Origin of the sequence: Streptomyces sp. 3214.6, from assembly GCF_900129855.1 — a bacterium.
Classification (GTDB): Bacteria; Actinomycetota; Actinomycetes; order Streptomycetales; family Streptomycetaceae; genus Streptomyces; species Streptomyces soliscabiei.
In genome coordinates, this window is the sequence record NZ_LT670819.1 from 3,934,778 (window position 1) to 3,959,785 (window position 25,008).

The 25,008-nt window shown below is 71.0% G+C and carries 21 protein-coding genes; 7 read left to right on the top strand and 14 right to left on the bottom strand.

The features are described from left to right. Window positions 1-148: 148 nt before the first annotated feature. Together B5557_RS17430 and B5557_RS17435 are read right to left on the bottom strand one after the other, a co-directional pair. Window positions 149-2,320, bottom strand: a complete 2,172-nt coding sequence (locus B5557_RS17430) for a serine/threonine-protein kinase (protein WP_079660362.1) — start codon at window positions 2,318-2,320, stop codon at window positions 149-151. A gap of 266 nt (window positions 2,321-2,586) precedes the next feature. Continuing rightward, complete coding sequence (locus tag B5557_RS17435; protein WP_079660363.1) at window positions 2,587-4,293, bottom strand: glycerol-3-phosphate dehydrogenase/oxidase; 1,707 nt, start codon at window positions 4,291-4,293, stop codon at window positions 2,587-2,589. Between the two features lie 332 nt (window positions 4,294-4,625). Between B5557_RS17435 and B5557_RS17440 the strand changes: the two genes are divergently transcribed. Beyond that, a complete protein-coding gene (locus tag B5557_RS17440; protein WP_079660364.1) occupies window positions 4,626-5,834 on the top strand; it encodes a nucleotide sugar dehydrogenase in 1,209 nt (402 codons plus the stop codon). A gap of 291 nt (window positions 5,835-6,125) precedes the next feature. Here the strand turns inward: B5557_RS17440 and B5557_RS17445 are convergent, their stop codons facing one another. Continuing rightward, on the bottom strand, window positions 6,126-7,250 hold the full coding sequence (locus tag B5557_RS17445) for a GuaB3 family IMP dehydrogenase-related protein (protein WP_079660365.1): 1,125 nt from the start codon (window positions 7,248-7,250) through the stop codon (window positions 6,126-6,128). Window positions 7,251-7,321: 71 nt separating this feature from the next. Between B5557_RS17445 and B5557_RS17450 the strand changes: the two genes are divergently transcribed. Then, the gene (locus tag B5557_RS17450) at window positions 7,322-7,729 is read left to right on the top strand and encodes a helix-turn-helix domain-containing protein (RefSeq protein ID WP_180291540.1); all 408 of its coding nucleotides are present in this window, start codon (window positions 7,322-7,324) and stop codon (window positions 7,727-7,729) included. A 23-nt stretch (window positions 7,730-7,752) separates the two neighbouring features. Here B5557_RS17450 and guaB read toward each other — a convergent pair whose 3' ends face one another. The 3 genes from guaB to B5557_RS17465 form a co-directional block, all read right to left on the bottom strand. After that, entirely contained in the window at window positions 7,753-9,255 is a 1,503-nt protein-coding gene (guaB, locus tag B5557_RS17455; protein ID WP_079660366.1) for an IMP dehydrogenase, read from the bottom strand. 179 nt (window positions 9,256-9,434) lie between these two features. Continuing rightward, a complete protein-coding gene (locus tag B5557_RS17460) occupies window positions 9,435-10,022 on the bottom strand; it encodes a sigma-70 family RNA polymerase sigma factor (protein ID WP_079660367.1) in 588 nt (195 codons plus the stop codon). Window positions 10,023-10,526: 504 nt separating this feature from the next. Next, complete coding sequence (locus B5557_RS17465; protein WP_003948568.1) at window positions 10,527-11,138, bottom strand: response regulator transcription factor; 612 nt, start codon at window positions 11,136-11,138, stop codon at window positions 10,527-10,529. Window positions 11,139-11,517: 379 nt separating this feature from the next. Here B5557_RS17465 and B5557_RS17470 point away from each other — a divergent pair, with 379 nt between their 5' ends. Further along, window positions 11,518-11,847: a WhiB family transcriptional regulator gene (locus B5557_RS17470; protein ID WP_020132152.1), complete on the top strand. Its 330-nt coding sequence runs from the start codon at window positions 11,518-11,520 to the stop codon at window positions 11,845-11,847. A gap of 64 nt (window positions 11,848-11,911) precedes the next feature. Here the strand turns inward: B5557_RS17470 and B5557_RS17475 are convergent, their stop codons facing one another. Then, complete coding sequence (locus B5557_RS17475) at window positions 11,912-12,871, bottom strand: LysR family transcriptional regulator (protein ID WP_079664839.1); 960 nt, start codon at window positions 12,869-12,871, stop codon at window positions 11,912-11,914. An 81-nt stretch (window positions 12,872-12,952) separates the two neighbouring features. On the opposite strand from B5557_RS17475, the gene B5557_RS17480 reads away from it, so the two are divergent. The 3 genes from B5557_RS17480 (at window position 12,953) to B5557_RS17490 (ending at window position 15,300) form a co-directional block, all read left to right on the top strand. After that, the gene (locus B5557_RS17480; RefSeq protein WP_079660368.1) at window positions 12,953-13,621 is read left to right on the top strand and encodes an MOSC domain-containing protein; all 669 of its coding nucleotides are present in this window, start codon (window positions 12,953-12,955) and stop codon (window positions 13,619-13,621) included. Between the two features lie 96 nt (window positions 13,622-13,717). Continuing rightward, a complete protein-coding gene (locus tag B5557_RS17485; RefSeq protein WP_079660369.1) occupies window positions 13,718-14,491 on the top strand; it encodes an SDR family NAD(P)-dependent oxidoreductase in 774 nt (257 codons plus the stop codon). Between the two features lie 101 nt (window positions 14,492-14,592). Further along, window positions 14,593-15,300, top strand: coding sequence for an ester cyclase (locus tag B5557_RS17490; RefSeq protein ID WP_079660370.1), 708 nt, complete (start codon window positions 14,593-14,595; stop codon window positions 15,298-15,300). Between the two features lie 112 nt (window positions 15,301-15,412). Here the strand turns inward: B5557_RS17490 and groL are convergent, their stop codons facing one another. From groL to B5557_RS17510, 4 genes are all read right to left on the bottom strand, one after another. Continuing rightward, the gene (gene groL, locus B5557_RS17495; RefSeq protein WP_079660371.1) at window positions 15,413-17,038 is read right to left on the bottom strand and encodes a chaperonin GroEL; all 1,626 of its coding nucleotides are present in this window, start codon (window positions 17,036-17,038) and stop codon (window positions 15,413-15,415) included. A gap of 110 nt (window positions 17,039-17,148) precedes the next feature. Then, on the bottom strand, window positions 17,149-17,457 hold the full coding sequence (gene groES / locus B5557_RS17500) for a co-chaperone GroES (protein ID WP_020132158.1): 309 nt from the start codon (window positions 17,455-17,457) through the stop codon (window positions 17,149-17,151). A 247-nt stretch (window positions 17,458-17,704) separates the two neighbouring features. Next, window positions 17,705-18,514, bottom strand: a complete 810-nt coding sequence (locus tag B5557_RS17505; RefSeq protein ID WP_079660372.1) for a polysaccharide deacetylase family protein — start codon at window positions 18,512-18,514, stop codon at window positions 17,705-17,707. Next, window positions 18,511-19,494: a polysaccharide deacetylase family protein gene (locus B5557_RS17510; RefSeq protein WP_079660373.1), complete on the bottom strand. Its 984-nt coding sequence runs from the start codon at window positions 19,492-19,494 to the stop codon at window positions 18,511-18,513. Before B5557_RS17510 ends, B5557_RS17505 begins: the two co-directional genes overlap by 4 nt. A 183-nt stretch (window positions 19,495-19,677) precedes the next feature. Between B5557_RS17510 and B5557_RS17515 the strand changes: the two genes are divergently transcribed. Beyond that, window positions 19,678-20,859, top strand: a complete 1,182-nt coding sequence (locus tag B5557_RS17515; protein ID WP_231976384.1) for a class I SAM-dependent methyltransferase — start codon at window positions 19,678-19,680, stop codon at window positions 20,857-20,859. Between the two features lie 67 nt (window positions 20,860-20,926). Here the strand turns inward: B5557_RS17515 and B5557_RS17520 are convergent, their stop codons facing one another. From B5557_RS17520 to B5557_RS17530, 3 genes are all read right to left on the bottom strand, one after another. Beyond that, window positions 20,927-23,008 carry a cell wall-binding repeat-containing protein gene (locus tag B5557_RS17520; protein WP_079660375.1) on the bottom strand — a complete coding sequence of 694 codons (2,082 nt, stop codon included), beginning with the start codon at window positions 23,006-23,008 and terminating at the stop codon, window positions 20,927-20,929. Window positions 23,009-23,208: 200 nt separating this feature from the next. Then, the gene (locus tag B5557_RS17525) at window positions 23,209-24,528 is read right to left on the bottom strand and encodes an RNA polymerase sigma factor (protein WP_079660376.1); all 1,320 of its coding nucleotides are present in this window, start codon (window positions 24,526-24,528) and stop codon (window positions 23,209-23,211) included. A gap of 91 nt (window positions 24,529-24,619) precedes the next feature. Beyond that, the gene (locus B5557_RS17530) at window positions 24,620-24,976 is read right to left on the bottom strand and encodes a YciI family protein (protein WP_079660377.1); all 357 of its coding nucleotides are present in this window, start codon (window positions 24,974-24,976) and stop codon (window positions 24,620-24,622) included. Window positions 24,977-25,008 lie beyond the last annotated feature (32 nt).

Consider the following 25,008-nt stretch of genomic DNA (forward strand, 5'->3'; position numbering starts at 1 on the left):
AATTCCGTTCGCCTTGCGTGCCGTTACAGCCTTATCCGGCCGTGTTGCTGGATGCGTACGGTCCGCAAGCACTCACGATACGTGCCGGAGGCAACCCGCAGAGAGGGGATGCGAGATCTCGCGCCCCCAACACGGTCGCCGACGGCCGCTACTTCTTCGGCGTGAAGGTGTCCGTCAGCATCGTCCAGGTGGTCGCCCGCAGGTCGGTGCCCCAGGCGGCGGACTTCGCCGCGTACATCAGCGCGTACCCCTGGCTGGCGCTCACGACGAACCCGCGGTCGATCGTGCGGTACGCCGTCCCGCCCTTCGTGTAGGTGAACTCCCAGTCGGCCGTGTTCCAGCCCCGGTAGTTCACCTTATCTATTCGGATCTTCTTGTACTGAGAACGCTCCATGGAGCGCTCCTGGTTCTTCCAGTCGGCGACGGGGTCGTCCTTGGGCGTGGTCGTCCAGGCGACGAGCAGCGTCTGTCCGTCGGGCCCGGTGAAACGGTCCCCCGTTGCGTCCGAGGACTTGTACTTCCACCCTGTGGGCAGCCCGATCGAGTAGCCCTGACCGCCCTGGTACGTCGTCGCCGCCTTGCTGGTCTCGGTGGCGTTGACGCCGGACCCGGCGCCGCCGTCCGTGGCGGTGTTGCTGGGCGTGGCACCGGACGAGGAGCCGGACGGCGCCGACGACCCGTCCGTACGCGTCCCGCTGCCCTCGTCCTCCTTGGTGCCGGCGCTCGCGCTGCCGCCGGCCACCGGCCGGGAACCGCCGCCGCTCTTCGAGCCGCCCGCGGTGTCGTCGTCACCGCCGAGCGTGAGAGCCAGCACGGTGCCGAGCACCGCGAGCACCACGACCACGGCGATGATCACGAGCGTCCGCTTCGGCACCACGTCGGTCAGCGGGGCCCTGGGCACGGGCCGAGACGGCAGGTCCGGCGGCGTCATCACGGGCCAGCCCGAACTCCGCCCGCCCGCTTCCCCGTTCCCCCGCGAACCGGAAGCCGAAGCGGAAGCGGAAGCAGAAGCGGAAGCGGATGCCGAGCCGGAAGGGGAGCCGGAACGCGCCGCAGGAACCGACGGGGACGACGACGGCGAAGCCGATGCCGCTCCGGCCGCCGGCCTGGACGCCGACGCCGGGGCCGATGCCGTCCTGGCCTGGGACGCCGGTGAGGCAGGCGTGGCGGCGGGCGGGGCAGCTGCAGACCGTGCGGCCCCGGTACCCCGTGCCGCCCCGCCGTTGGGCGCCTCGCCCGCACTCATGGAACCGGAAGCACCCGGCCCGTTCGCCGACTTGGCACGGGACGCGGCCGCCGAGGTGGCCGCGCCCGCCGCGACGGCGGCCTTCCGCACGGACCTGAACGCCCCGCGCAGCTTCTCGCCCGCCTCAGCGCCCGACGAACTCCCCTTTCCTCCTGGGGCGTCCGGCTGTGCCGGCAGCGGCACGACCTTCGTCGCGTCGGCCGGCTCCGCGTGCCGAGGCTCGGGTGCGTGAAGCACCGCGTTGAACATCGCCCGCGCCCCGGCGTCGTCGAGCCGCCGCGCGGGATCCTTGGTGAGCAGCCCGTAGATGACGTCCTTCAGCGGGCCCGCGTTCTTCGGCTCCTCCAACTGCTCGGTCATCACCGCGGTGAGCGTCGCGATCGCGGAGCCCTTGTCGTAAGGGGGCGCGCCTTCGACCGCCGCGTACAGCAGACCGCCGAGCGACCACAGGTCGGCCGCCGGTCCCGGCTTGTGCCCGCGGGCCCGCTCCGGGGAGATGTAGGAGGGTGCGCCGACGAGCATGCCGGTGGAGGTGATCGACGGGTCGCCCTCGACCTGGGCGATGCCGAAGTCGGTGAGCACGACCCGGCCGTCCTCGGCGATCAGCACGTTGGACGGCTTCACGTCACGGTGCAGGATGCCTTCGCGGTGCGCCGACCGCAGCACGTCGAGGATCGCCAGCCCGACCTCGGCCGCGCGCTTCGGCTCCAGCACGCCGTCCTCGCGGATGACCTCGGCGAGCGACTTGCCCTCGACGAGCTCCATCACGATCCACGGCCGGTCGTCCTCCTCAACCACGTCGAAGACCGTCACCGCGCTGTTGTTGCGGATCCGCGCGATGGCCTTGGCCTCGCGCAGCGTCCGCGTGATCAGCCGCCGCTTCTCGTCCTCGTCGATGTTTCCCGGGAACCGCAGCTCCTTGACGGCGACCGTGCGCCCGAGGGTCTCGTCCTCGGCACGCCACACCGTCCCCATGCCGCCGCGGCCGAGTACGTCTCCAAGCCGGTACCGCCCGGCGAGGAGACGCGCGCTCTTGTCCTGACGGGATGACCCCGCCCGCTCCGCCTCCGACATGCGTCCCCTCATGCAACCCGCCCTGACAGAGCCTCCATTGTCCCTCACCCGACAAGTGCCCGACGCCCAGGGTGCCCCTCATCGCATCCCGCCCGCCCCCCAGAAGTGGACCATTCCGGCCAGAAGGCCGAGTTCTGCCCTCGTACCCCGTAGAACGAGCCGGTTCCGAACAGAGATCCCGGTTCCCTACGCTCGTTCGAGTGAACCGGCCGCACGCAGGCCCAAGTCGGCAGAGGCAGGTGGGAGTCGGGGCTGGCCGGAGCAGATCAGAAGGGCACGATGTCCGGTGCGCCCAGGCGGGCCGCGTCCGCCGTCAGGTCGTCGGGCTGACGTTGCGACTCCCGCTCGGCCTCCACCCGCTTCTCGTAGTGCTGGACCTCGCGTTCGATGTGGTCCTTGTCCCAGCCGAGGACCGGCGCCATCAGTTCGGCGGCCTCCCGGGCGCTGCGCGTGCCACGGTCGAACGTCTCGATGGAGATGCGCGTACGGCGCGTCAGCACGTCGTCCAGATGGCGTGCTCCCTCGTGGGAGGCGGCGTAGACGATCTCGGCGCGCAGATAGTCGTCGGCGGCCTGGAGCGGCTCGCCGAGCGAGGGGTCGGCCGCGATGAGATCCAGCACCTCCTCCGCCAGCGAACCGTAACGGTTCAGCAGGTGCTCCACCCGCACCACGTGCAGGCCCGTCCGCGCGGCGGTCCGCGCCCGCGCGTTCCACAGCGCCCGGTAGCCCTCTGCGCCCAGCAGCGGCACGTCCTCCGTGACGCAGTCGGCGACCCGCTGGTCGAGCCCGTGCACCGCCTCGTCGGTCGCGTCCTTCGCCATCACCCGGTACGTCGTGTACTTGCCGCCCGCCACGACCACCAGCCCCGGTACCGGATGCGCGACGGTGTGCTCCCGCGACAGCTTGCTGGTGGCGTCGGACTCGCCGGCCAGCAGCGGCCGTAGCCCCGCGTACACGCCCTCGACGTCGTCCCTGGTCAGCGGCACCGCGAGCACCGAGTTCACATGCTCGAGGAGGTAGTCGATGTCGGCGCTGGACGCGGCCGGGTGGGCCTTGTCGAGGTCCCAGTCGGTGTCGGTGGTGCCGATGATCCAGTGCCGGCCCCAGGGGATGACGAACAGCACGGACTTCTCGGTGCGCAGGATCAGGCCGGTGGAGGAGCTGATGCGGTCCCGCGGCACGACGAGGTGGATGCCCTTGGAGGCGCGGACGTGGAACTGGCCCCGCTCCCCCACCATGGCCTGCGTGTCGTCGGTCCACACGCCCGTGGCGTTGACGATCTGCCGGGCGCGGACCTCGTACTCCCCGCCCGCCTCGACGTCCTGGACGCGCGCGCCCACGACCCGTTCGCCCTCGCGCAGAAAGCCCGTCACCCGCGCGCGGTTGGCCGCCTTCGCCCCGTAGGCCGCCGCGGTGCGCACCAGCGTGGCGACGAAGCGGGCGTCGTCCATCTGGGCGTCGTAGTACTGCAACGCGCCGATCAAGGCGTCCTTCTTCAAGGCGGGCGCGACACGCAGAGCATGACGGCGGGTCAGGTGGCGGTGCGTCGGCAGGCCCCGGCCGTGCCCGCGGGCCATGGACATCGCGTCGTAGAGCGCGACGCCCGAACCGGCGTACAGCCGCTCCCAGCCCTTGTGCTGAAGCGGATACAGGAAGGGCACCGGCTTCACGAGGTGCGGAGCGAGCCGCTCCAGCAGCAGCCCGCGTTCCTTGAGCGCTTCCCGCACGAGGGCGAAGTCGAGCATCTCCAGGTAGCGCAGGCCGCCGTGGATCAGCTTGCTGGACCTGCTCGACGTGCCCGACGCCCAGTCGCGCGCCTCGACCAGTCCCGTGGACAGGCCGCGCGTCACGGCGTCCAGGGCGGTGCCCGCGCCGACCACGCCCGCTCCCACCACCAGCACGTCCAGCTCGCGCTCGGCCATGGCCGCCAGTGACTCGGCTCGCTGCGCCGGCCCCAGTGTCGCTGTCCTCACCGCTGCCTCCCGCTGTCGGTCGCGCCGGCCGCACCCGTCAGGGCGAAGCCCGGTCCATAACCCCCATGCCCAAATTCTGACGGTGTTGCCCGACTTCAGCCACCACTCGCCCCCAGCCTGTGGACAACTCTCGCGGAACCGGAGCGGACCTCCCGGGAAACGGGCCGACCGCACACGGCCGCGCACAGCGGGTCAACACGGCAGATCAACACAGCCGATCAATCCCGCATAACGGTCATATTTACTCCTAGTCTGACATTGCGCTCGTCCACCCTGTCCACCGGGCTTGCGCACCTGTCCCACCTCGGTTATTGGGAAGGACGGCATACGCCATGCCCGCAGATCTCGCCGTCATCGGACTCGGCCCGCTCGGCCTGCCCCTGGCCCAGGCCGCCGTGGCCGCCGGCGTCCCCACCGTCGGCTACCGCACCGGCCCCGAGGTCGGCTCCCTCAGCCCCGCCGAACTGCGCCGGATGCTCTCGGGGGGCTTCCGGCCGGCCACCAACCCCGCGGAACTGGGCCGCGTGCGCACCGCCGTCATCTGCGCCCCGACCTCGCGCGACGCGGGCGGCGCACTGGACCTGAGCCAGGTGGAGGCGGCCGCCCGCACCCTCGCCGGGCACCTGCGCCCGCACACCACCGTGATCCTGGAGTCGCCCGTGTACCCCGGGGCGACGGAGGAATTCCTGCGACCGCTGCTGGAGGAGATGTCCGGTCTCCGCGCGGGCCGCGATTTCCACCTCGCCTACTCCCCCAGCCGGGTCGACCCGGGCAGTCGCGCCTTCACCCCGGCCAACACCCCCAAGGTCATCGGCGGACTCACCCCCGCCTGCACCGAGTCCGCGGCGACCTTCTACAGCCGCCTCACCGACAAGGTGGTACGCGCGCGTGGCCTGCGGGAAGCCGAGACCGTGCAGCTCCTGGAGACCAACTTCCGGCACGTCAACATCGCCCTCGTCAACGAGATGGCCGTCCTCTGCCACGACTTGGGCGTCGACCTGTGGGACGTCGTCCGCTGCGCGGAGACCAAGCCGTTCGGCTTCGAGTCCTTCCGCCCCGGACCCGGCGTCGGCGGCCACTCCGTCCCCCTGGACCGCACCGGCCACCCCGGCAGCCCCCTGCGCATGGTGGAACTCGCCCAACAGGTCAACAGCCGCATGCCCCGCTACGTCGTCCAGCGCGCCGCCGCCCTCCTCAACGAGTACGGCAAGTCGGCGCGGGGCGCGCGCGTGCTGCTCCTCGGCGTCACCTACAAGCCCGACCTCGCCGACCAGCAGGGCACACCCGCGCGCGAGATCGCGATCCGCCTGATGGAGCTGGGCGCGGCCGTCAGCTACCACGACCCGCACATCCCGTCCTGGAGCGTCCTGGACCGCCCCGTCCCCCGCGCCGACTCCCTCTACGAGGCCGCCGCCGAAGCCGATCTGACGATCCTCCTCCAACAGCACCGCACGTACGACCTCCAGGGCCTCTCGGTGAAGGCCCAGCTGTTGCTGGACACGCGGGGGGCCACGCCTACGGGGGCGGCGCACCGGTTGTGAAGGGGGCGCACGCGGCCGGCCCGGACCCCGGGGTTGGTGGCGAACGACCCGGCCCGCCGGTAACGTACGAAACGGGTGGAGCCAAGATCCGCCTCCTCCGGCACTGCACCATCCGACACTGCACCATCCGAAGACGGAGTCGGTCCCAGCGGGTGGGCTTGCGGTGGCGTCCCATGGGCGCCCCCACCCCACGCCACGCGCCCCGGCCAGCCGGGGACGCCGACGGGCACGCGAGAGGGGCCGGTCACCTCACCGAGTGAGATGACCGGCCCCTCTCGGCCAGTCCGGGGGCTACCGGCGGTGCACCGAGTCCGCCACCGTGACCTCGACCCGCTGGAACTCCTTGAGCTCGCTGTAGCCGGTGGTGGCCATGGCGCGGCGCAGGGCGCCGAAGAAGTTCATCGAGCCGTCGGGCGTGTGCGAGGGGCCCGTCAGAACCTCCTCGATGGTGCCGACCGTGCCGAGGTCGACCTTCTTGCCGCGCGGCAGCTCCTCGTTGACGGCCTCCATGCCCCAGTGGTGGCCACGGCCCGGCGCGTCGGTCGCGCGCGCGAGCGGGGAGCCCATCATCACCGAGTCGGCGCCGCAGGCGATCGCCTTGGGCAGGTCGCCGGACCAGCCGACGCCGCCGTCCGCGATCACGTGCACATACCGGCCGCCCGACTCGTCCATGTAGTCGCGGCGGGCCGCGGCCACGTCGGCGACGGCCGTCGCCATCGGGACCTGGATGCCCAGCACGTTGCGCGTGGTGTGCGCCGCGCCGCCGCCGAAGCCGACCAGGACGCCCGCCGCGCCCGTCCGCATCAGGTGCAGGGCCGCCGTGTAGGTGGCGCAGCCGCCGACGATCACCGGGACGTCGAGCTCGTAGATGAACTGCTTCAGGTTCAGCGGCTCGTGCGAGCCGGAGACGTGCTCGGCCGACACCGTCGTACCGCGGATGACGAAGATGTCCACGCCCGCGTCGACGACGGCCTTGGAGAACTGGGCCGTGCGCTGCGGGGAGAGCGCGGCGGCGGTGACCACACCGGAGTCGCGCACCTCCTTGATGCGCCGGCCGATCAGGTCTTCCTTGATGGGGGCGGCGTAGATCTCCTGGAGGCGGCGGGTGGCCGCCTCGACGGGCAGGCCCACGATCTCGTCGAGCAGCGGCTGCGGGTCCTCGTGCCGCGTCCACAGGCCCTCGAGGTTGAGCACGCCGAGGCCGCCCAGCTCGCCGATGCGGATCGCGGTGGTCGGAGAGACGACCGAGTCCATGGGGGCGGCCAGGAAGGGCAGCTCGAAACGGTAGGCGTCGATCTGCCAGGCGATCGAGACCTCCTTCGGGTCCCGCGTACGGCGGCTGGGGACGACGGCGATGTCGTCGAAGGCGTACGCCCGGCGGCCGCGCTTGCCGCGCCCGATCTCGATCTCAGTCACGTGTGTGGCCTTTCCCTGATGCGTTCAGCGTCTTCCAGTATCGCCGACGGGCACGACAAGGGCGGCCCCGGATGCTCCGGGACCGCCCTGGTGTGCTGGAGTGCGCCGACGGGCACTCGATCTTGGAGGTGTCACGCCGGCTGCGGGTCTGTGCGGACACGGTCCGCACCTGGCGGCGTCGTTTCCTCGAACGGGGCCTGGACGGCCTGTCCGACGAGCCCCGACCCGGCGTCCCTCGGAAGATCACACCGACGAACTCGTCCTGGCTGAACCTGGTGGAGCGGTGGTTCGCCGAGCTCACGCAGAAGAAGCTCAGGCGAGGCGACCACCGCTCCGTCCAGGCCCTCGAACGAGACATCCGCGCCTGGCTCGCCGACTGGAACGAACACCCCCGGCCGTTCATCTGGACGAAGACCGCCGACGAGATCCTCGACAAAGCAGCCGCCTACTGCCGACGAATCTCCGACTCAGGTCACTAGGGCCGCACGCGCGCGCGTGACGACTACTTGCTGCTGTAGTTCGGCGCCTCGACCGTCATCTGGATGTCGTGCGGGTGGCTCTCCTTGAGGCCCGCGGAGGTGATCCGCACGAAGCGGCCCTTGGACTCCATCTCCTCGATGGTGGCGGCGCCCACGTAGCCCATGGTCTGGCGCAGACCGCCGACGAGCTGGTGCAGCACGTTGCCGAGCGGGCCGCGGTAGGGCACCTGGCCCTCGATGCCCTCGGGCACGAGCTTGTCGTCGGCGGCGACCTCGGCCTGGAAGTAGCGGTCCTTGGAGTACGACTTGGCCTGGCCGCGGGACTGCATGGCGCCCAGCGAGCCCATGCCGCGGTACGACTTGAACTGCTTGCCGTTGATGAACTGCAGCTCGCCCGGCGACTCCTCGCAGCCCGCGAGCAGCGAGCCCAGCATCACCGTGTCGGCGCCGGCGGCGAGCGCCTTGCCGATGTCGCCGGAGTACTGCAGGCCGCCGTCGCCGATCAGCGGGATGCCCGCCGGACGGGCGGCGAGAGAGGCCTCGTAGATGGCGGTGACCTGCGGGACGCCGATGCCGGCGACCACGCGGGTGGTGCAGATCGAGCCGGGACCGACGCCGACCTTGATGCCGTCGACGCCGGCGTCGATCAGGGCCTGGGCGCCGTCGCGGGTGGCGACGTTGCCGCCGATCACGTCGACGCGGACGCTCGACTTGATCTTCGACATCCAGCTGAGGGCGTTGCTGTTGTGGCCGTGCGAGGTGTCGACGACCAGGAAGTCCACGCCGGCCTCGGCGAGGGCCTGGGCGCGCTCCAGCGCCTCGGGGCTGGCGCCGACGGCGGCGCCGACGAGGAGGCGGCCCTCGCCGTCCTTCGCCGCCCGGGGGTACTGCTCGGCCTTGACGAAGTCCTTGACGGTGATGAGGCCCTTGAGGACGCCCGCCTCGTCGACCAGGGGAAGCTTCTCGATCTTGTGGCGGCGCAGCAACTCCATGGCGTCCGTGCCGGAGATGCCGACGTGCCCGGTGACCAGCGGCATCGGCGTCATGACCTCGCGCACCTGACGGGTGCGGTCGGACTCGAAGGCCATGTCGCGGTTGGTGACGATGCCGAGGAGCTTCTTGTCGCCGTCGGTGACCGGGACGCCGCTGATGCGGAACTTCGCACACAGCGCGTCGGCCTCGGCGAGCGTGGCGTCCGGGTGCACGGTGATCGGGTCGGTGACCATGCCGGACTCGGAGCGCTTCACCAGGTCGACCTGGTTGACCTGGTCCTCGATGGAGAGGTTGCGGTGCAGCACGCCGACGCCGCCCTGGCGGGCCATCGCGATCGCCATGCGGGACTCGGTGACCTTGTCCATCGCCGCCGACAGCAGCGGGATGTTGACACGGACGTTCCGGGAGATGCGGGACGAGGTGTCGACCGCGTTGGGGAGCACCTCGGATGCGCCCGGCAGCAGCAGCACGTCGTCGTAGGTGAGCCCGAGGGTCGCGAATTTTCCGGGCACTCCGTCGACGTTGGCAGTCATGACACCTTCCCCAAATGGCCTTGATCGGTGCGGATGTCCATGCTAACGGGAAGCGCACCTCCCGAATTCCACGGTCGAGTGTGACTCCGGGCTTCGTATGTTCGTACGGAAACAGTGGGCCGCCTGTTCACCGAAGGCACTGTTACCGGGATCTGCGGCGGGATCCGCTACCAGGACGGCTACTGCTCGGCGAGCGCCCGCAGCCTGCTCAGCGCCCGGTGCTGGGCCACGCGGACCGCACCGGGTGACATTCCCAACATCTGGCCGGTCTCCTCCGCGGTGAGGCCCACCGCGATGCGCAGCAGAAGCAGTTCCCGCTGGTTCTCGGGCAGGTTGGCCAGCAGTTTCTTGGCCCATTCGGCATCGCTGCTGAGGAGGGCGCGCTCCTCGGGGCCGAGCGAGTCGTCCGGGCGTTCGGGCATCTCGTCGGACGGGACCGCCGTCGAGCCCGGGTGCCTCATCGCGGCGCGCTGGAGGTCGGCGACCTTGTGCGCGGCGATGGCGAAGACGAAGGCTTCGAAGGGCCTGCCGGTGTCCCGGTAGCGGGGCAGGGCGAGGAGGACGGCCACGCAGACCTCCTGGGCGAGGTCCTCCACGAAGTGCCGTGCGTCGCCGGGCAGCCGGGACAGCCGGGTGCGGCAGTAACGCAGGGCCAGCGGGTGGACGTGGGCCAGCAGGTCGTGGGTGGCCTGCTCATCGCCGTCCACGGCGCGATGGACGAGCGATCCGATCGTCCCCACGGCAGTGACCGCCTCGTCATCGCGCATCGGTCCATGGTGCACTGCGGCTGGACCGGCCGTGGCACCGTGCCCGTCGTTGTGCACCGAAGCGTTATGAGCAGGTGCGCCGGAACTCATCCCCTGCGCCCTCCCCTTCCGCTCGACCGACTCGTCCCCGAGGAACTCCACACCTCAAGGATGCGGCATCCGCGGCGAAACGAGCAGCGGGCACCCGGCGGGACGGGGTGCCGGTCCCGCCCGCCGTGCGGCGGGAGGGGGTGTCACCCGGCCTCCGGACCGCTTCTGAGCAGGGAGGTTCCCCCATGAGCCCGCTCCCCTCACTGAATGACCGATGTCACCCTGAACCGGCCCGATCCGTATGCGATCGATGCGCTCCGTATGCGATCCGGATGCGATCCGGATGCGATCCGGATGCGCTCCGAACCGGTCCGATGGCCGGACGGCCCAGGACCTGTCCCCTTGCGGACCGGTCCGGGCCACGGGGCCGGGCAGTCCGGGCAGTCCGGGCAGTCCGGGCAGTCCGGGCAGTCGCTAACGGACCAGTCCCCAGCGGAAGCCGAGCGCCACGGCGTGCGCGCGGTCCGAGGCGCCGAGTTTCTTGAACAGCCGCCGGGCGTGCGTCTTGACGGTGTCCTCGGAGAGGAACAGCTCGCGACCGATCTCCGCGTTGGAGCGGCCGTGGCTCATGCCTTCGAGGACCTGGATCTCACGCGCGGTGAGCGTGGGCGCCGCGCCCATCTCGGCCGAGCGCAGCCGGCGCGGGGCGAGTCGCCATGTCGGGTCGGCGAGGGCCTGGGTGACGGTCGCGCGCAGTTCCGCACGCGAGGCGTCCTTGTGCAGGTAGCCGCGGGCGCCGGCGGCGACCGCGAGGGCGACGCCGTCGAGGTCCTCGGCGACGGTCAGCATGATGATGCGTGCGCCGGGGTCGGCGGACAGCAGCCGCCGTACGGTCTCGACGCCGCCCAGTCCGGGCATGCGTACGTCCATCAGAATCAGGTCCGAGCGGTCGGCACCCCAGCGGCGGAGGACTTCCTCGCCGTTGGCCGCCGTCGTCACGCGCTCGACGCCGGGCACGGTCGCGACCGCGCGGCGGAGCGCCTCTCGGGCAAGCGGGGAGTCGTCGCAGACGAGGACGGAAGTCATGGCCGCCCTCCGCAGCTGATGCGCGTCACCTTGTGCCTCCAGGCTGGTACGAATCGTCACCTGTGCGGTCGACCGTCTCGGACGCCTGCCCGAGCGTTTGTGTTTTCAACCGCCACCGCACTCTCAACGACGGTCACTCGAAAGAGTTACGGGGCTGCGTGCATTCTTCGGCACTCTACGTGAGGGCGCGGACACAGAGGAGACAGCCACACGGACCCTCAAGCTTTCATCACAACCCATGCCCCATTCAGCCCTATTTCTTCCCTTTTACTGGTGTCTGAGGCTAGATTCGCAATGAGTCATATTTTCATCTCCTTAGATCGTAGTTGTACGGTCGTGGGCACCGTATCCGCTCAGAACGGCTACAAGGGGTCACGCAATGGCAGATTTCTCCCGCCTTCCCGGACCGAACGCTGACCTGTGGGACTGGCAGCTGCTGGCTGCCTGCCGCGGGGTGGACAGTTCGCTCTTCTTCCATCCGGAGGGTGAGCGCGGGGCGGCTCGGAGCGCTCGAGAGAACTCGGCCAAGGAGGTCTGCATGAGGTGCCCGGTCCGTGCGCAGTGCGCGGCGCACGCGCTGGCGGTACGCGAGCCGTACGGCGTGTGGGGCGGGTTGACCGAGGACGAGCGCGAGGAGCTCATGGGGCGGGCGCGCAACCGCCTGGTATCGGCGTCCTCCGGTGCGAGAGACGCCTCGTCGAACACATGAAGGAACGTTTCTTCAGAGCGGAGGGCACGCGCGCGTGCCCTCCGCTTCGTTCTGGGGCGCCGTCCTACTGGCGCGCCGCGGCCCGCCCCAGCTGCTCCAGCGTTGCCGTCACAGCCGGCACCTGGGCCAGGTCGGGCAGGGTGAGCGCGACGATCTCCCGCCGCACCGGCGGTTCCAGCGTCACCGCGCGGGCGCCTCGGGGCCGTACGGAGTCGATCGCGAGCTGGGGCAGGACGGCGACGCCGAGGCCGGCGCCCACCAGGCCGACCACCGCCGGGTAGTCGTCGGTCGCGAAGTCGATACGGGGCGTGAAGCCCGCGTTCTCGCACACCTGGACGAGCTGGCCGCGACAGCGCGGGCAGCCGGCGATCCACGACTCGGCCGCGAGGTCGCCGATGGCGACGGACCCCTGGGAGCCGGTGCGGGCGAGGCGGTGACCTTCGGGGACTAGAGCGACCAGCCGGTCCGTCAGCAGCGGCCGTACGACCAGGTCGTCCCACTCGCCTTCGCCGGCTTCCGCGGGTTTCCCGGCCTTCCCTGCCTCATCGCCGCCGCCGTTGCGTGTGGCGCGTTCGTAGCGGAAGGCGAGGGCGATGTCGCAGTCGCCCTCGCGCAGCAGTTCGACCGACCTCGGGGGCTCGGCCTCCTCCAGGGAGACGCGGGTGCCGGGGTGGGCCGCGCGCAGGGCGGCGAGGGCGGTCGGGACGAGGGTGGAGCTGCCGCTGGGGAAGGAGACCAGGCGGACCCGGCCGGCCCGCAGGCCCGCGATGGCGGCGACCTCCTCCTCGGCGGCGGTCAGTCCGGAGAGGATGCCTGCCGCATGCCGCACGAGCGCCTCGCCCGCCTGGGTCAGGCGCATCTCGCGGCCGCTGCGGACCAGCAGGGGAGTGCCGACGGACGCCTCCAGGGCCTTCATCTGCTGGCTGACGGCCGGCTGGGTGCAGCCCAGCTCGCGCCCGGCCGCGGAGAACGAGCCGGTGGCGGCCACGGCGCGCAGGACACGGAGATGACGGGCCTCGATCATGACGTCGAGCATAAGCGAACCTTGGACACTGTGGCGAATAATCGGTCGACGCTATGACATCCGGTCGCTTAGCGTGGCGGCATGAGACTTCTGTCAGTCAACCTGGGCCGTGCGAAGGCTGTGCCGTACACGGACAACCCGGAGGGCGTGACCGGGATCGACAAACGGCCGGTGGAGGGGCCGGTGCGGGTGGCCGCACCCGGCCCCAAGGGCATCGGCGGGAGCGGGCTGGCCGGGGACGCGGTGTGCAAGAGACAACACCACGGCGGCGACGACCAGGCCGTGTACGCGATGGCGCGCGAGGACCTCGACGAGTGGGAACGCGCGCTGGGCCGCCCCCTGGCCGACGGGGCGTTCGGCGAGAACCTCACGACGGCGGGCCTCGACGTGTCCGGTGCGCTGATCGGGGAGCGCTGGCGCATCGGATCCGGCGTCGTACTGGAGATCGCCTGCGGGCGCATCCCCTGTATGACCTTTCAGGGACACCTGGGCGAGCAGCGGTGGGTGAAGCGGTTCACCGAGCGCGGCGCGCCGGGGGCGTATCTGCGGGTGATCGCGCCGGGTGAGATCCGTGCCGGGGACCCCGTGGAGATCGTGCACCGGCCGGACCACGACGTGACGGTGGCGCTGCAGTTCCGGGCCGTCACCACGCACCGGGAGCTGCTGCCCCGGCTGCTCGCGGCGGGCGAGGCGCTGCATCCCGAGTCGCTGGCCGCGGCCCGGAAGTACTCGACGGAGCACGGGGGCTGAGCCCAGGTCACAGGCCGGGCGCTCACCGGGCCTTCACGTTCGGGAGGCCGCGTGCAGAGAACGGACGGAGGCACTCCGGGTCATTACGCTTCTGCCATGACAACGGCTCTCATTACGGGTTCGACCGCGGGCATCGGCGCCGCGTTCGCGCGCAGACTCGCGGCGGACGGGCATGATCTCGTCCTCGTGGCACGGGACACCAAGCGGCTGCGCGAGCAGGCGACCGAGTTGCACGATCGGCACGGCATCGAGGCGGAGGTGCTGACGGCCGATCTGGCGACGGACGAGGGCATCGAGACGGTGACCGCCCGGCTCGGCGACCGCAAGAACCCCGTCGACCTGCTGATCAACAACGCGGGCTTCGGCAACAAGGGCCGCTATCTCGACGTGTCCATGGCCGACGAGCTGAAGATGCTCAAGGTGCACTGCGAGGCGGTGCTGCGGCTGACGTCCGCGGCGGCGACGACGATGCGGGAGCGCGGCCGCGGGGGCGTGGTCAACGTGGCCTCGGTGGCGGCGTTCGTGCCGCGCGGGACGTACGGGGCGTCCAAGGCGTGGGTCGTGCAGTTCACGCAGGGCGCGGCGAAGGATCTGGCGGGCAGCGGGGTGCGGCTGATGGCGCTGTGCCCGGGGTTCGTGCGCACGGAGTTCCACGAGCGGGCCGGGATGGGCACGGACAACATCCCGGGCTGGATGTGGTTGGACGCGGACAAGCTGGTCGCGGCGGCGCTGGACGATCTGGCGCGCGGGAAGTCGCTGTCGATCCCCGACCCGCGCTACAAGGCGCTGATGGGGCTGGTGAAGGTGACGCCCCGGTCGCTGCTGGGCGGGATCAGCTCGAAGACGGGACGCAAGTACGGGCCTCGGTGACCGGGCTCGGCTGGGACCGCCCTGCGGGCAGGTGGCGTCGGCGCTCCGGTGGGAAGATGGGCGTGACGGGGACCGGACCCAGGGGGGCCGGAGGCTGCGCCATGACGTTCGTACAGCTCATCGACTGCAGGACCAGCCGGTTCGACGAGATGGACCGGCTGATGGACACATGGGTCGAACAGACCAAGGGGAAGCGAACCGCGACGCACGCGGTGGTCGGCAAGGACCGTTCCGACGCGTCGCACTTCATCGAGATCGTGGAGTTCCCGTCGTACGAGGAGGCGATGCGGAACTCGAACCTTCCGGAGACCGGCAAGGTGTTCCAGGAGCTGGTGGCCCTGTGTGACGAGATGCCGACGTTCACGGATCTCGAGGTCGTACGGGACGAGCAGTTGTACGCGGAGACCGCGCGGCGGTTCTTCGAGGCCGTGGCCGCGCGGGGTGAACTGCCGCCGCTGGACGGGCTGATCGCCGAGGAGTACCACGACCACGATCCCGCCAACGAGCAGGACACCATGGGCATGGACGCGATGCGGCGGGAGGTCGAGATGTGGCGGGGCGGCTTCGACTTCGCCTTCTCCATCGAAGACCAGATCGGACAGGGCGACCGGGTGTGCAACCGTTGGACCTGGCGCGGGACCCACAAGGGCGACTTCATGGGGCTCCCGGCGACGGGGAAGCAGGTCACGATGACCGGGACGACCGTCTTCCGGTGCCGGGAGGACGGAAAGCTCGTCGAGGGCTGGTGGCAGTACGACCGGCTCGGGCTGATGGGGCAGCTGGGGGCGCTGGACGCGCTGGAGACGTGAAAGCCGAGCCGTAGGTCAGGGGGGCGCCCGCGAAGAGACCGCCCGCGAAGGGGGAAGCCCCCGTTCCGTGACCGGAACGGGGGCTTCTTCGTGCTGCTCGGTGCTGCTTGCCTCAGTGGGAGTGGCCGTGGCCGTGGCCCGCGGCGGCCGGCTCTTCCTCTTCCTTCTTCTCGACGACCAGGGTCTCGGTCGTCAGCAGGAGGGAGGCGATGGAGGCGGCGTTCTCCAGGGCGGAGCGGGTGACCTTGACCGGGTCGATGACGCCGGCCTTGACCAGGTCGCCGTACTCGCCGGTGGCGGCGTTGAAGCCCTGGCCCTTGTCGAGCTCGGCGACCTTGGAGGTGATGACGTAGCCCTCCAGGCCGGCGTTCTCGGCGATCCAGCGCAGCGGCTCGACGACGGCGCGGCGGACGACGGCGACACCGGTCGCCTCGTCGCCGGACTTGCCGAGGCCGCCCTCCAGCACCTTGGCGGCGTGGACGAGCGCGGAACCGCCACCGGAGACGATGCCCTCCTCGACCGCGGCGCGGGTCGCGGAGATGGCGTCCTCCAGGCGGTGCTTCTTCTCCTTCAGCTCCACCTCGGTGGCGGCGCCGACCTTGATCACGCACACGCCGCCGGCCAGCTTCGCGAGGCGCTCCTGGAGCTTCTCGCGGTCCCAGTCGGAGTCGGTGTTCTCGATCTCGGCCTTGATCTGGGCGATGCGGCCCACGACGTCCTCGGAGTTGCCGGCGCCGTCGACGAGGGTGGTGTCGTCCTTGGTGACGGTGACGCGGCGGGCGGAGCCGAGCACGTCGATGCCGACCTGGTCGAGCTTGAGGCCGACCTCCTCGGAGATGACGGTGGCGCCGGTGAGGACGGCCATGTCCTGCAGCATCGCCTTACGACGGTCACCGAAGCCGGGGGCCTTCACGGCGACCGCGTTGAACGTGCCGCGGATCTTGTTGACGACGAGGGTGGAGAGCGCCTCGCCCTCCAGGTCCTCGGCGATGATCAGCAGCGGCTTGGAGGAGTTGGTCTGGATGACCTTCTCCAGGAGCGGCAGCAGGTCGGCGATGGAGGAGATCTTGCCCTGGTTGATGAGGATGTAGGGGTCCTCCAGGACGGCTTCCATGCGCTCCTGGTCCGTCACGAAGTACGGCGACAGGTAGCCCTTGTCGAAGGCCATGCCCTCGGTGAAGTCCAGCTCCAGACCGAAGGTGTTGGACTCCTCGACGGTGATGACGCCGTCCTTGCCGACCTTGTCCATCGCCTCGGCGATGAGCTCGCCGACCTGCGTGTCCTGGGCGGACAGGGCGGCGACGGCGGCGATGTCGGACTTCTCGTCGATCGGCCGGGCGGTGGCCAGCAGGTCCTCGGAGATCGCCTTGACGGCGGCGTCGATGCCCTTCTTCAGGGCGGCCGGGGAAGCGCCGGCAGCGACGTTCTTCAGGCCCTCGCGGACGAGCGCCTGGGCCAGCACGGTGGCGGTGGTGGTGCCGTCGCCCGCGATGTCGTTGGTCTTGGTCGCCACCTCCTTCACCAGCTGCGCGCCGAGGTTCTCGTACGGGTCGTCGAGCTCGACCTCACGGGCGATCGTGACACCGTCGTTGGTGATGGTGGGGGCGCCGAACTTCTTGTCGATGACGACGTTGCGGCCCTTGGGGCCGATCGTCACCTTGACCGTGTCGGCAAGCTTGTTGACGCCGCGCTCGAGGGCGCGACGGGCGTCCTCGTCGAACTTCAGGATCTTCGCCATGGGAGCGGTTCAGCCCTCTCGGAAAACGTGGGGAACGAACTGCGCCCCCAGCGCCCGGCTTCACAAAGTCGCGGGGGCCAGGGGCGCAGTTCACTGCAAAACTGGGTGAATTACTTCTCGATGATCGCGAGCACGTCGCGAGCCGAGAGGACGAGGTACTCCTCGCCGTTGTACTTCACCTCGGTGCCGCCGTACTTGCTGTACAGGACGACGTCGCCAACCTTGACGTCGAGCGGCAGGCGCTCGCCGTTCTCGAAGCGGCCCGGACCCACGGCGAGGACAGCGCCCTCCTGGGGCTTCTCCTTCGCGGTGTCCGGGATGACCAGGCCAGAGGCGGTGGTCTGCTCGGCGTCGAGCGGCTGGACCACGATGCGGTCCTCGAGCGGCTTGATGGCAACCTTGGAGCTGGTGGTCGTCACGATCCGACCTCCCCCTTCGGAGATCTCACGGGGTTAACTGTCTGAGGTGGCGACCAGGTGGATCCGTCGTCGCGGGTGCCGGACCTGCCCGTCGCTGTGTTGGCACTCTCCAGTGGTGAGTGCCAGAGCTGAGACTATGACTGCGATTAGCACTCGGTCAAGCCGAGTGCCAATCGCGTTTGGTGGCTGTCGTCCCCGGGCCCCCCGCCTCGACGGAGACAGGCCCGCCCGGCACCGCGAAGAACGCTCACACGTAGTCCTCCAACCGCCCCACCGTCAGGCCCTCTTCCTGCACCCGGCGCAGCAGCCGCACCGTGCGTTGCCTCATGCTCGGGCCCGTCGTCTCGTCGGGGTCCACGGCGATGATGTCGCCGGGGCGCAGGCGGGGGGAGCCATGGGCGTAGGCGAGGTCGGCGGGGCCCATGGAGACGCGCCAGAGGACGATCGCCGTGATGCCGCAGTCGGCGGCGGCGCGGCGGGTGGTGGTGTCGTAGGCGCCGTAGGGCGGGCGGAAGAGGCGGGGGCGAAGTCCGAAGCGGGCGCGGAGCTTGTCCTGCTGTCCGCAGATCTCGGCGCGCTGGCCGGCGTAGGGCAGGCCGCGCAGGGCCGGGTGGTCCAGGGTGTGGTTCTGGATGTTCGCCCCGACGGAGCGGAGGCGGGCGAAGTGGCCGTAGCCGGGGCCGACCACACTGTCCGTCAGGAACATGCTGACCGGGAGGCGCAGTTCGCGGACCATGTCGACGAAGCGGGGGTCGCGTTCGGCGCCGTCGTCGTAGGTGAGGAAGACGACCTTGTCGGTGGTCGGAACGTGGTCGACGACCGGCGGGAGGCCGGCGCCGGGGCTGCCCGCGAGGGGGCGGCCGGCCGGGTGGGACGGGGCGGGGGCCAGCGGGGAGATCAGACCCCAACGGCGGTACGGGTCCTGGGCGGCCGGGCCGGGTGGGCGGACCCCGGCGGCGGCCTTCCTGCCCAGCCGTTCGATCGGGTCGACGGACTGGGCGCAGCCGGTGAGCAGGGCGAGCACCAGGACGCCCGCGGTCAGGGACCGGAGACTCACAGGTAGTCCTCCAGCCGTGCGACCGCGTACCCCTTCTCCGTGATCTTGTCGAGGAACCGGCGGATCATGTCGGGCATCGTGCCCTTCCAGTCGTCGCGACCGCGGAAATGGCTCAGGACGATGTCGCCGGGGTGGATGTCCTGGTCCCACTCGCGGTACTCCCAGTGGTCGACGAAGACCTCCTCGTCCCAGATGGGGGCGTATCTGATGCCGCACGACTTGGCGGCGCGCAGGGTGTCCTGGTTGTAGTTGCCGTAGGGCGGGCGGAACAGGGTGGGGCGTTTGCCGTACTGGCGCTCCATCACGTCCTGCATGCCGCAGATCTCGCGCTTCTGCTGCCGGTACGACAGCCCCGGCAGGTACGGGTGGTGGAGCGTGTGGTTGTTCAGTACGACCCCGGTGGCCTGCATCTTCTTGAAGTAGGCGTAGTCGTCCTTGATCAGGTAGTCGCTGAGGAAGGCGGTGTACGGGATCTTCAGGTCGCTCATCATGCGCAGGAACGCCGGGTCCTTCTCGGAGCCGTCGTCGATGGTGAGGAAGACGACCCTGTCGCTGGTCGGGATCGTGGTGAAGACCGGGGGGAGGCCGAGCTTCTCCTGGTCGTCCACCTCGAAGCCCTCGCGGGCCGTGATCTCCGGCTTGTGCGCGGGCGGCGCCGGGGGCGTCAGCGGGACCTTCTTCAGGCCCCAGCGCTTCGCCGCGGCGACCCGGGCCTGCTGGGCGGCGCGGAGCCGGGAGGCGTACGCGTGCAGGGCGCGGGCCGGGGGGGCCGCGGGGGGCACCGCCCGGTCCGGCTGCTGGCCCGGCGCGGGGCGGATCCCCTTGCCCGCCCCACCGGTCCCCGCGCCGCCTCCCGCGCAGCCCGTCGCGACGGCGGCCAGGGTGAGGACGGCGGCCGCGCTCCGGAGGCCCGTGAGGCGGAGGCCTGCGAGGCGGATGCCTGTGCGCCTCGTCCACCTCGTGCGCCGCGTGCTCCTCATGTGCCCGATGCGCCCCGTTCCCCCGGCTCCGGCGCGGCGACAAACAGCCCCACAACTGCCACTCTTGTCATCATTTTGTACGACAGATCCCATGGCGCCGGATCCTCGCAGTCACCGCCCCGGAACCCCGCCCGACACCGCCGCCGGAGGCGCACCATCCACCGACTGGCCCACAATGACCCGGTGAACGACCTCGCCCCCCTCCTCACCCCCGAGGGCCGCGCCCTCCTCGACACCGTGCGCGGCACCGCCCCCGCCGACGAGCTCGCCGTCGCCACCCGGCTGCGCCGCGAGCACCCCGCGGACCTGGTGTCCGCGGCCCTGGGCCAGGCCCGGCTGCGACAGCGGGCGGCGGCGAAGTTCGGGGCCGAGGACGCCGAGCGGATGTTCTTCACGCCGAACGGGGTGGAGCAGTCGACGCGGGCGAGTGTGGCGACGTATCGGGCGGAGTGCTTCCGGGCGCTGGGCATCCGCTCCCTCGCGGACCTGTGCTGCGGCATCGGCGGGGACGCCATCGCGCTCGCCCGTGCCGGGATCCGGGTGCTCGCGGTGGACCGGGATCCGCTGACCGCGGCGGTGGCGCGGGCGAACGCCGACGCGCTGGGGCTCGCCGACCTCATCGAGGTGCGGGAGGCGGACGTCACGGACGTCGACACGAGCGGCTACGACGCCGTGTTCGTCGACCCTGCGCGGCGCGGCGGTCGCGGCCGGATCTTCGATCCGGAGGCGTATTCGCCGCCGTTGTCCTGGGCCGTCGAGGCCGCCCGCAAGGCGCCGCGCGCCGCGCTGAAGATCGCGCCCGGCATCCCCCACGAGGCGATCCCCGAGGACGCCGAGGCCGAGTGGATCTCGGACCGGGGTGACGTCAAGGAGGCCGTGCTGTGGTTCGGCTCGGGCGTGACGCCGGGGGCGCGGCGGGCGACACTGCTGCCCTCGCTCGCCGCGGTACGGGCCTCGCCCGACACGATGCTCCCCGACCCCGCAGTCCGGCCGGTCGGGCGGTATCTGTACGAGCCCGACGGTGCCGTCATCCGGGCGCATCTGGTCGCCGACGTGGCCCGGGACCTCGACGGCGGGCTGATCGACGAGACCATCGCCTACGTCACCGCCGACGCCCTGCACGCCACCCCGTACGCCTCCGCCTATGAGATCACCGACCAACTGCCGTTCAACGTCAAGAAGTTGAAGGCGCTGTTGCGGGAGCGTGAGGTCGGGATCCTCACCGTGAAGAAGCGGGGGTCGGCGGTCGAGCCGGAGGAGCTGCGCAAGAAGGCGCTGCCCAGGCCGCAGGGGCCCAACTCCGTGACCGTGTTCCTGACGCGGGTGGCTGGGGCACCGACGATGCTCGTCGGCGCCCCAGCCTGACCTGCTGTTTCCCGCTATTCCCTGCCGTTTTCGGCTATTTTCGACTGTTACCCGGTGTTGCCCGCGATCACTGGCGCTGGAGCGTCTTGAGCGGCGCCAGGTTCGTCTCGTGCGAGCCGGCCGGGGCGGAGCGCTTTGCCGTGGCACCGGCGGCGGCCTGGCCGTCGCCGCTGTCGCTGCCGTTGACGGGTGCGGCGAAGGAGCTCGTCGGCACGCCCGCCTGCGCGCCCGCAGGGACGTCGCCGTTGAAGAACGGGTGGTACACGAAGTAGGAGCTGCCCGCGCTGATCGTGGCGCCCACCGTGTTCAGCGCGGCCGGCGAGATCGAGCCGTTCACGCCGAAGGCCACCGCGGAGTTGACGCCGGCGGACTCACGCTGGAAGTAGTTGGTCAGCTCGGCCGAGGGGGCCGCGGCGCTGGTGGTCCACAGAACCGGCCCGAAGACGTTCATCGCCGAGGCGGCCGACACGCCGTCGCGCCAGGAGCCCGAGTAGGCCAGGCCGACCTGGCTCGGCGCGGTCCACCAGAACATGGCGATGGCCACCGAGATGGACGAGTCCGTCGTGCCCGAGATCGGGTAGTACGAGTACGTCGACGGCCACCGCGAGAAGCTCGAGTGGGTCAGCGCGTACCTCGCCGCCGAACCGACCGGGATGATCATGGTCTTGTCCGGGTTCAGGCTGTTGAGGTACGCCTGCGTCGACGCGGGCAGCTTGTTGCCGTTGGTGAGGACGACCCCGCCCGCGCTGGCCGCGCCGTCGGAGCCGGCCGCGGCCGCCGCCGACAGGGCCGCACGGTACTCGGTGGCACCGGCCAGGAAGACGTACTTCGGGGCGGAGCTGATGGTCTTGGCCACCATGACCGAGGTCGAGTAGGGGTCCGTGCCCGTCAGCCGCACCGGCGTGTAGCCGAGCGCCTTCACCTGGGCGGCGACCGTGTTGTCGAGGACGGCCGTGCCGCCGACCAGGTAGACGGGCTTGCCCGGCTTCAGGGTCCGCTTCAGCTCGTTCTTCGTCGTCGAGGACAGCCCGGTCTTCTGCGTCATCAGCACCGGGCCCTCCTTCCGGCCGGCCAGGGCGGGCGCGGTGACGGCGTACGCCGCGCTGTCCTGGTTGACCAGCACCGCGGACTTGGCGTCCATCAGGCCGGGCTCGCTGTGGCCGACGGTGTTCCAGGTCCACCGGGAGGCGGCGGTGGCGGTGAGGTAGGCGTTGCTGCCCCAGACCCGGCCGGTGGAGTTCTTGCGCAGCGGCTGCCAGCTGGGGTTGTCGCCCGTGGCGGTGTTCCCGACCTTGGTGAGTTCGCCGGTGGCCAGGTCGACGTACTCGGTGGTGTGCACGTCGTCGCTGTTGGGCGAGGTGTGGGCGTCGAAGACGATCCGCTTGCCGGTGGGCGACCAGGACGGGTTGGCGAACCGGCGCGGGCCGCTGGTGCGCTGCTTGACGTCGGTGCCGTCGGCGTTCGCCGTGAAGATCTGCCGGTTGCCGTCGGCGTCCTTGCGGACGAACGCCAGCTTGGTGCCGTCCGGGGACCAGGCGGGCTGCTCGGCGTCGGCCACGGCGAGCTTCACCGTCTTGGTACTGGCGTTGTAGACGTACACGCCGGCGGCGTCGGCGGCGCAGCTGCCGGCACGGCGCTCGAACGCGACCAGGCCGTCGGCGCTCACGCTCGGCTCGGAGTCGCAGACGGTGGCCGGCTCCAGGTTCGCCGGCATCAGCGGGCCGGGCGCCCAGGAGGCGTCGGAGGGGCCGTAGGCGAGCTGGCCGCCGCTGGCGAAGACCACGAAACGGCCGCCGTTCCAGAACGTCAGGTCCTCGTACGGGGCGCTGGAGCGCAGGCCCTGCGCCCACGGCAGGGCGAACCTCTTGGTGCCGTTGGGCAGGACGCTGTAGATCTGGCCGGACACGCTGAGCACCCGGCTGCCGTCCGGCGCCCAGGTCGCGTGGCTCCCCACGGTGGGGATCCGGCCGGTCGCGCCGGTGGCGGCGTCGATCACGCCACCGCCGTCGCTGAGGATGCGGCCCTCGGTGCCGGGCCAGGGTCCGGCGTCGTCGGCGAGGGCGCCGGATGCGGTGGCCAGGGTGCCCGCGGCGGCGAGCACTACCGCGGTGGCGAGCGCCGCGGTACGGCGGCGCGTGAAAAGTCTCAAGTTGTCGACCCCCCAGGGATCACAAAAATGTCGATGCGCATGTCGATGGAGCCGCGCGCGGGCCGGGTCGGCGTCGTTCCCCCGTCGCCATGTCCCCCGTCGACCACACAGCCGTTTCACAGCGGCTGGATCACCCTAGTGCGCATCAGACCCATGGGGAACGGAATAACGAGCCACAACTGTTCGATATTGCGCGGGTTTCAGGTCGGCCGGCATGCCTCCGCCCGTGCCTTCAGCAGGTCCCGTTCCCGGGCGTTGGCCGTCAGCTCCGCCGCGCGTTCGAACTCCGCGCGCGCCTCCGTCGTACGGCCCAGGCGCAGCAGCAGGTCGCCGCGGACGCTGGGGAGCAGGTGGTAGTCGCGCAGGGCCGGCTCGGCGGCGAGGCCGTCGACGATCTCCAGCGCGGGTCCCGGGCCGTCCGTCATCGACACCGCGACCGCGCGGTTGAGTTCGACGACCGGGGAGGGTGCGCGGGCGGCCAGCAGGCCGTAGAGGGTGGCGATGGCCGACCAGTCGGTGTCCTCGTAGGTGGGGGCGTGCGCGTGACAGGCGGCGACGGCGGCCTGGAGGGCGTAGGGGCCGGGGGCGCCCGTGGCTGTGGCGCCGGCGCGGTCGAGGGCGGCGATGCCCCGGGCGATGAGCCTGCGGTTCCAGCGGCGGCGGTTCTGGTCCCTGAGGAGGACCGGGGCGCCGTCGGAGGCGGTGCGGGCGGCCGTGCGGGCGGTCTGGAACTCCAGCAGCGACACCAGGCCGTGCACCTCGGGCTCCTTCGGCATCAGCGCCGCCAACTGCCGGGCCAGCCGCAGTGCGTCCTCACAGAGCGCCGGGCGCAGCCAGTCGTCGCCGGCGGTGGCCGCGTAGCCCTCGTTGAAGATCAGGTAGATGACGTCGAGGACCGAGCCGAGCCGGGCCTCCCGGTCGGGGCCGTACGGCACCTCGAAGGCGACGTTCTTCGCGGCCAGCGTCTTCTTGGCGCGGACGATGCGCTGGGCGACCGTCGCTTCGGGGACCAGGAAGGCGCGGGCGATCTCGGGCGTGCTGAGGCCGCCGAGCAGGCGCAGGGTGAGGGCGATGCGGGCCTCGGCGGACAGCACCGGGTGGCAGGCGGTGAAGACGAGCCTGAGCAGGTCGTCGTCGATGGCGTCGGGGTCGGTGCTCTCCTCGGGCGCGACGGTCGTGGTCTCCAGGTCGCGGCCGATCTGCTGGAGCTTGCGGGCGTAGTTCTCCCGGCGGCGGACCAGGTCGACGGCGCGGTGCCGGGCGGTGGCCGTGAGCCAGGCGCCCGGGTTGTCCGGCACTCCGTCCCGCGGCCACTGCTCGAGCGCGGCGACCAGCGCGTCCTGTGCCAGTTCCTCGGCGATGCCGATGTCCCGCACGACGCGGGCGACGGCGGCGATGACGCGGGGCGACTCCAGACGGAAGACGGTCTCGATGGCGGTCCGGGGATCCGAGGCGGCACGGGCCGGGGCGGGCCGGAGGTTCGCGGCGGGCCGGGGGTTCGAGGCGGGCTGTTGTTCCACAGCCCACCATCGAACACCCCGCGCCGCGCTCCGACCAAGGAACGCACCGACGCGCACCGACGTACGTACCGGGGAACGCGACGGGGAACGCTCAGCCCTCGGCGATCTCCCGCACCTCACAGGTCACGGTCCAGAAGTCGTCGTGGACCTTCAGGAAGCGCTTCGTCCACTCGATGGCCTCGGCCTGGTCCTTGCACTGCATGATCGCGTAGCCGCCGACTGCTTCCTTGGACTCGGTGAAGGGGCCGTCGGTGACGGAGATCCTGCCGCCCTCGTAGTGCACCCGGGTGCCCTGCGAGGTCGGGGTCAGCCCCGCGGTCTCCAGCATCACGCCGGCCTTGGTGATCTCCTCGATCAGCTCCCCCATGCGCTGCATCAGCTCGGGGCTGGGGCCCTCGGCGGGCGCGTTGTTCTCGTCGATCCGCACGAGCGACAGGTAACGGGGCATGGTGACTCCTCATGGCGTCCGGAGGACTCCGG

What these genes read in the sequence shown, in the direction of transcription:
- B5557_RS17430 (WP_079660362.1), bottom strand. Translation starts at nt 2,320, where the DNA reads ATGTCGGAGGCGGAGCGGGCGGGGTCATCCCGTCAGGACAAGAGCGCG.
- B5557_RS17440 (WP_079660364.1), top strand. Translation starts at nt 4,626, where the DNA reads ATGCCCGCAGATCTCGCCGTCATCGGACTCGGCCCGCTCGGCCTGCCC.
- B5557_RS17450 (WP_180291540.1), top strand. Translation starts at nt 7,322, where the DNA reads ATGCTCCGGGACCGCCCTGGTGTGCTGGAGTGCGCCGACGGGCACTCG.
- guaB (WP_079660366.1), bottom strand. Translation starts at nt 9,255, where the DNA reads ATGACTGCCAACGTCGACGGAGTGCCCGGAAAATTCGCGACCCTCGGG.
- B5557_RS17460 (WP_079660367.1), bottom strand. Translation starts at nt 10,022, where the DNA reads ATGCGCGATGACGAGGCGGTCACTGCCGTGGGGACGATCGGATCGCTC.
- B5557_RS17465 (WP_003948568.1), bottom strand. Translation starts at nt 11,138, where the DNA reads ATGACTTCCGTCCTCGTCTGCGACGACTCCCCGCTTGCCCGAGAGGCG.
- B5557_RS17470 (WP_020132152.1), top strand. Translation starts at nt 11,518, where the DNA reads ATGGCAGATTTCTCCCGCCTTCCCGGACCGAACGCTGACCTGTGGGAC.
- B5557_RS17475 (WP_079664839.1), bottom strand. Translation starts at nt 12,871, where the DNA reads ATGATCGAGGCCCGTCATCTCCGTGTCCTGCGCGCCGTGGCCGCCACC.
- B5557_RS17480 (WP_079660368.1), top strand. Translation starts at nt 12,953, where the DNA reads ATGAGACTTCTGTCAGTCAACCTGGGCCGTGCGAAGGCTGTGCCGTAC.
- B5557_RS17485 (WP_079660369.1), top strand. Translation starts at nt 13,718, where the DNA reads ATGACAACGGCTCTCATTACGGGTTCGACCGCGGGCATCGGCGCCGCG.
- B5557_RS17490 (WP_079660370.1), top strand. Translation starts at nt 14,593, where the DNA reads ATGACGTTCGTACAGCTCATCGACTGCAGGACCAGCCGGTTCGACGAG.
- groL (WP_079660371.1), bottom strand. Translation starts at nt 17,038, where the DNA reads ATGGCGAAGATCCTGAAGTTCGACGAGGACGCCCGTCGCGCCCTCGAG.
- B5557_RS17510 (WP_079660373.1), bottom strand. Translation starts at nt 19,494, where the DNA reads ATGAGGAGCACGCGGCGCACGAGGTGGACGAGGCGCACAGGCATCCGC.
- B5557_RS17530 (WP_079660377.1), bottom strand. Translation starts at nt 24,976, where the DNA reads ATGCCCCGTTACCTGTCGCTCGTGCGGATCGACGAGAACAACGCGCCC.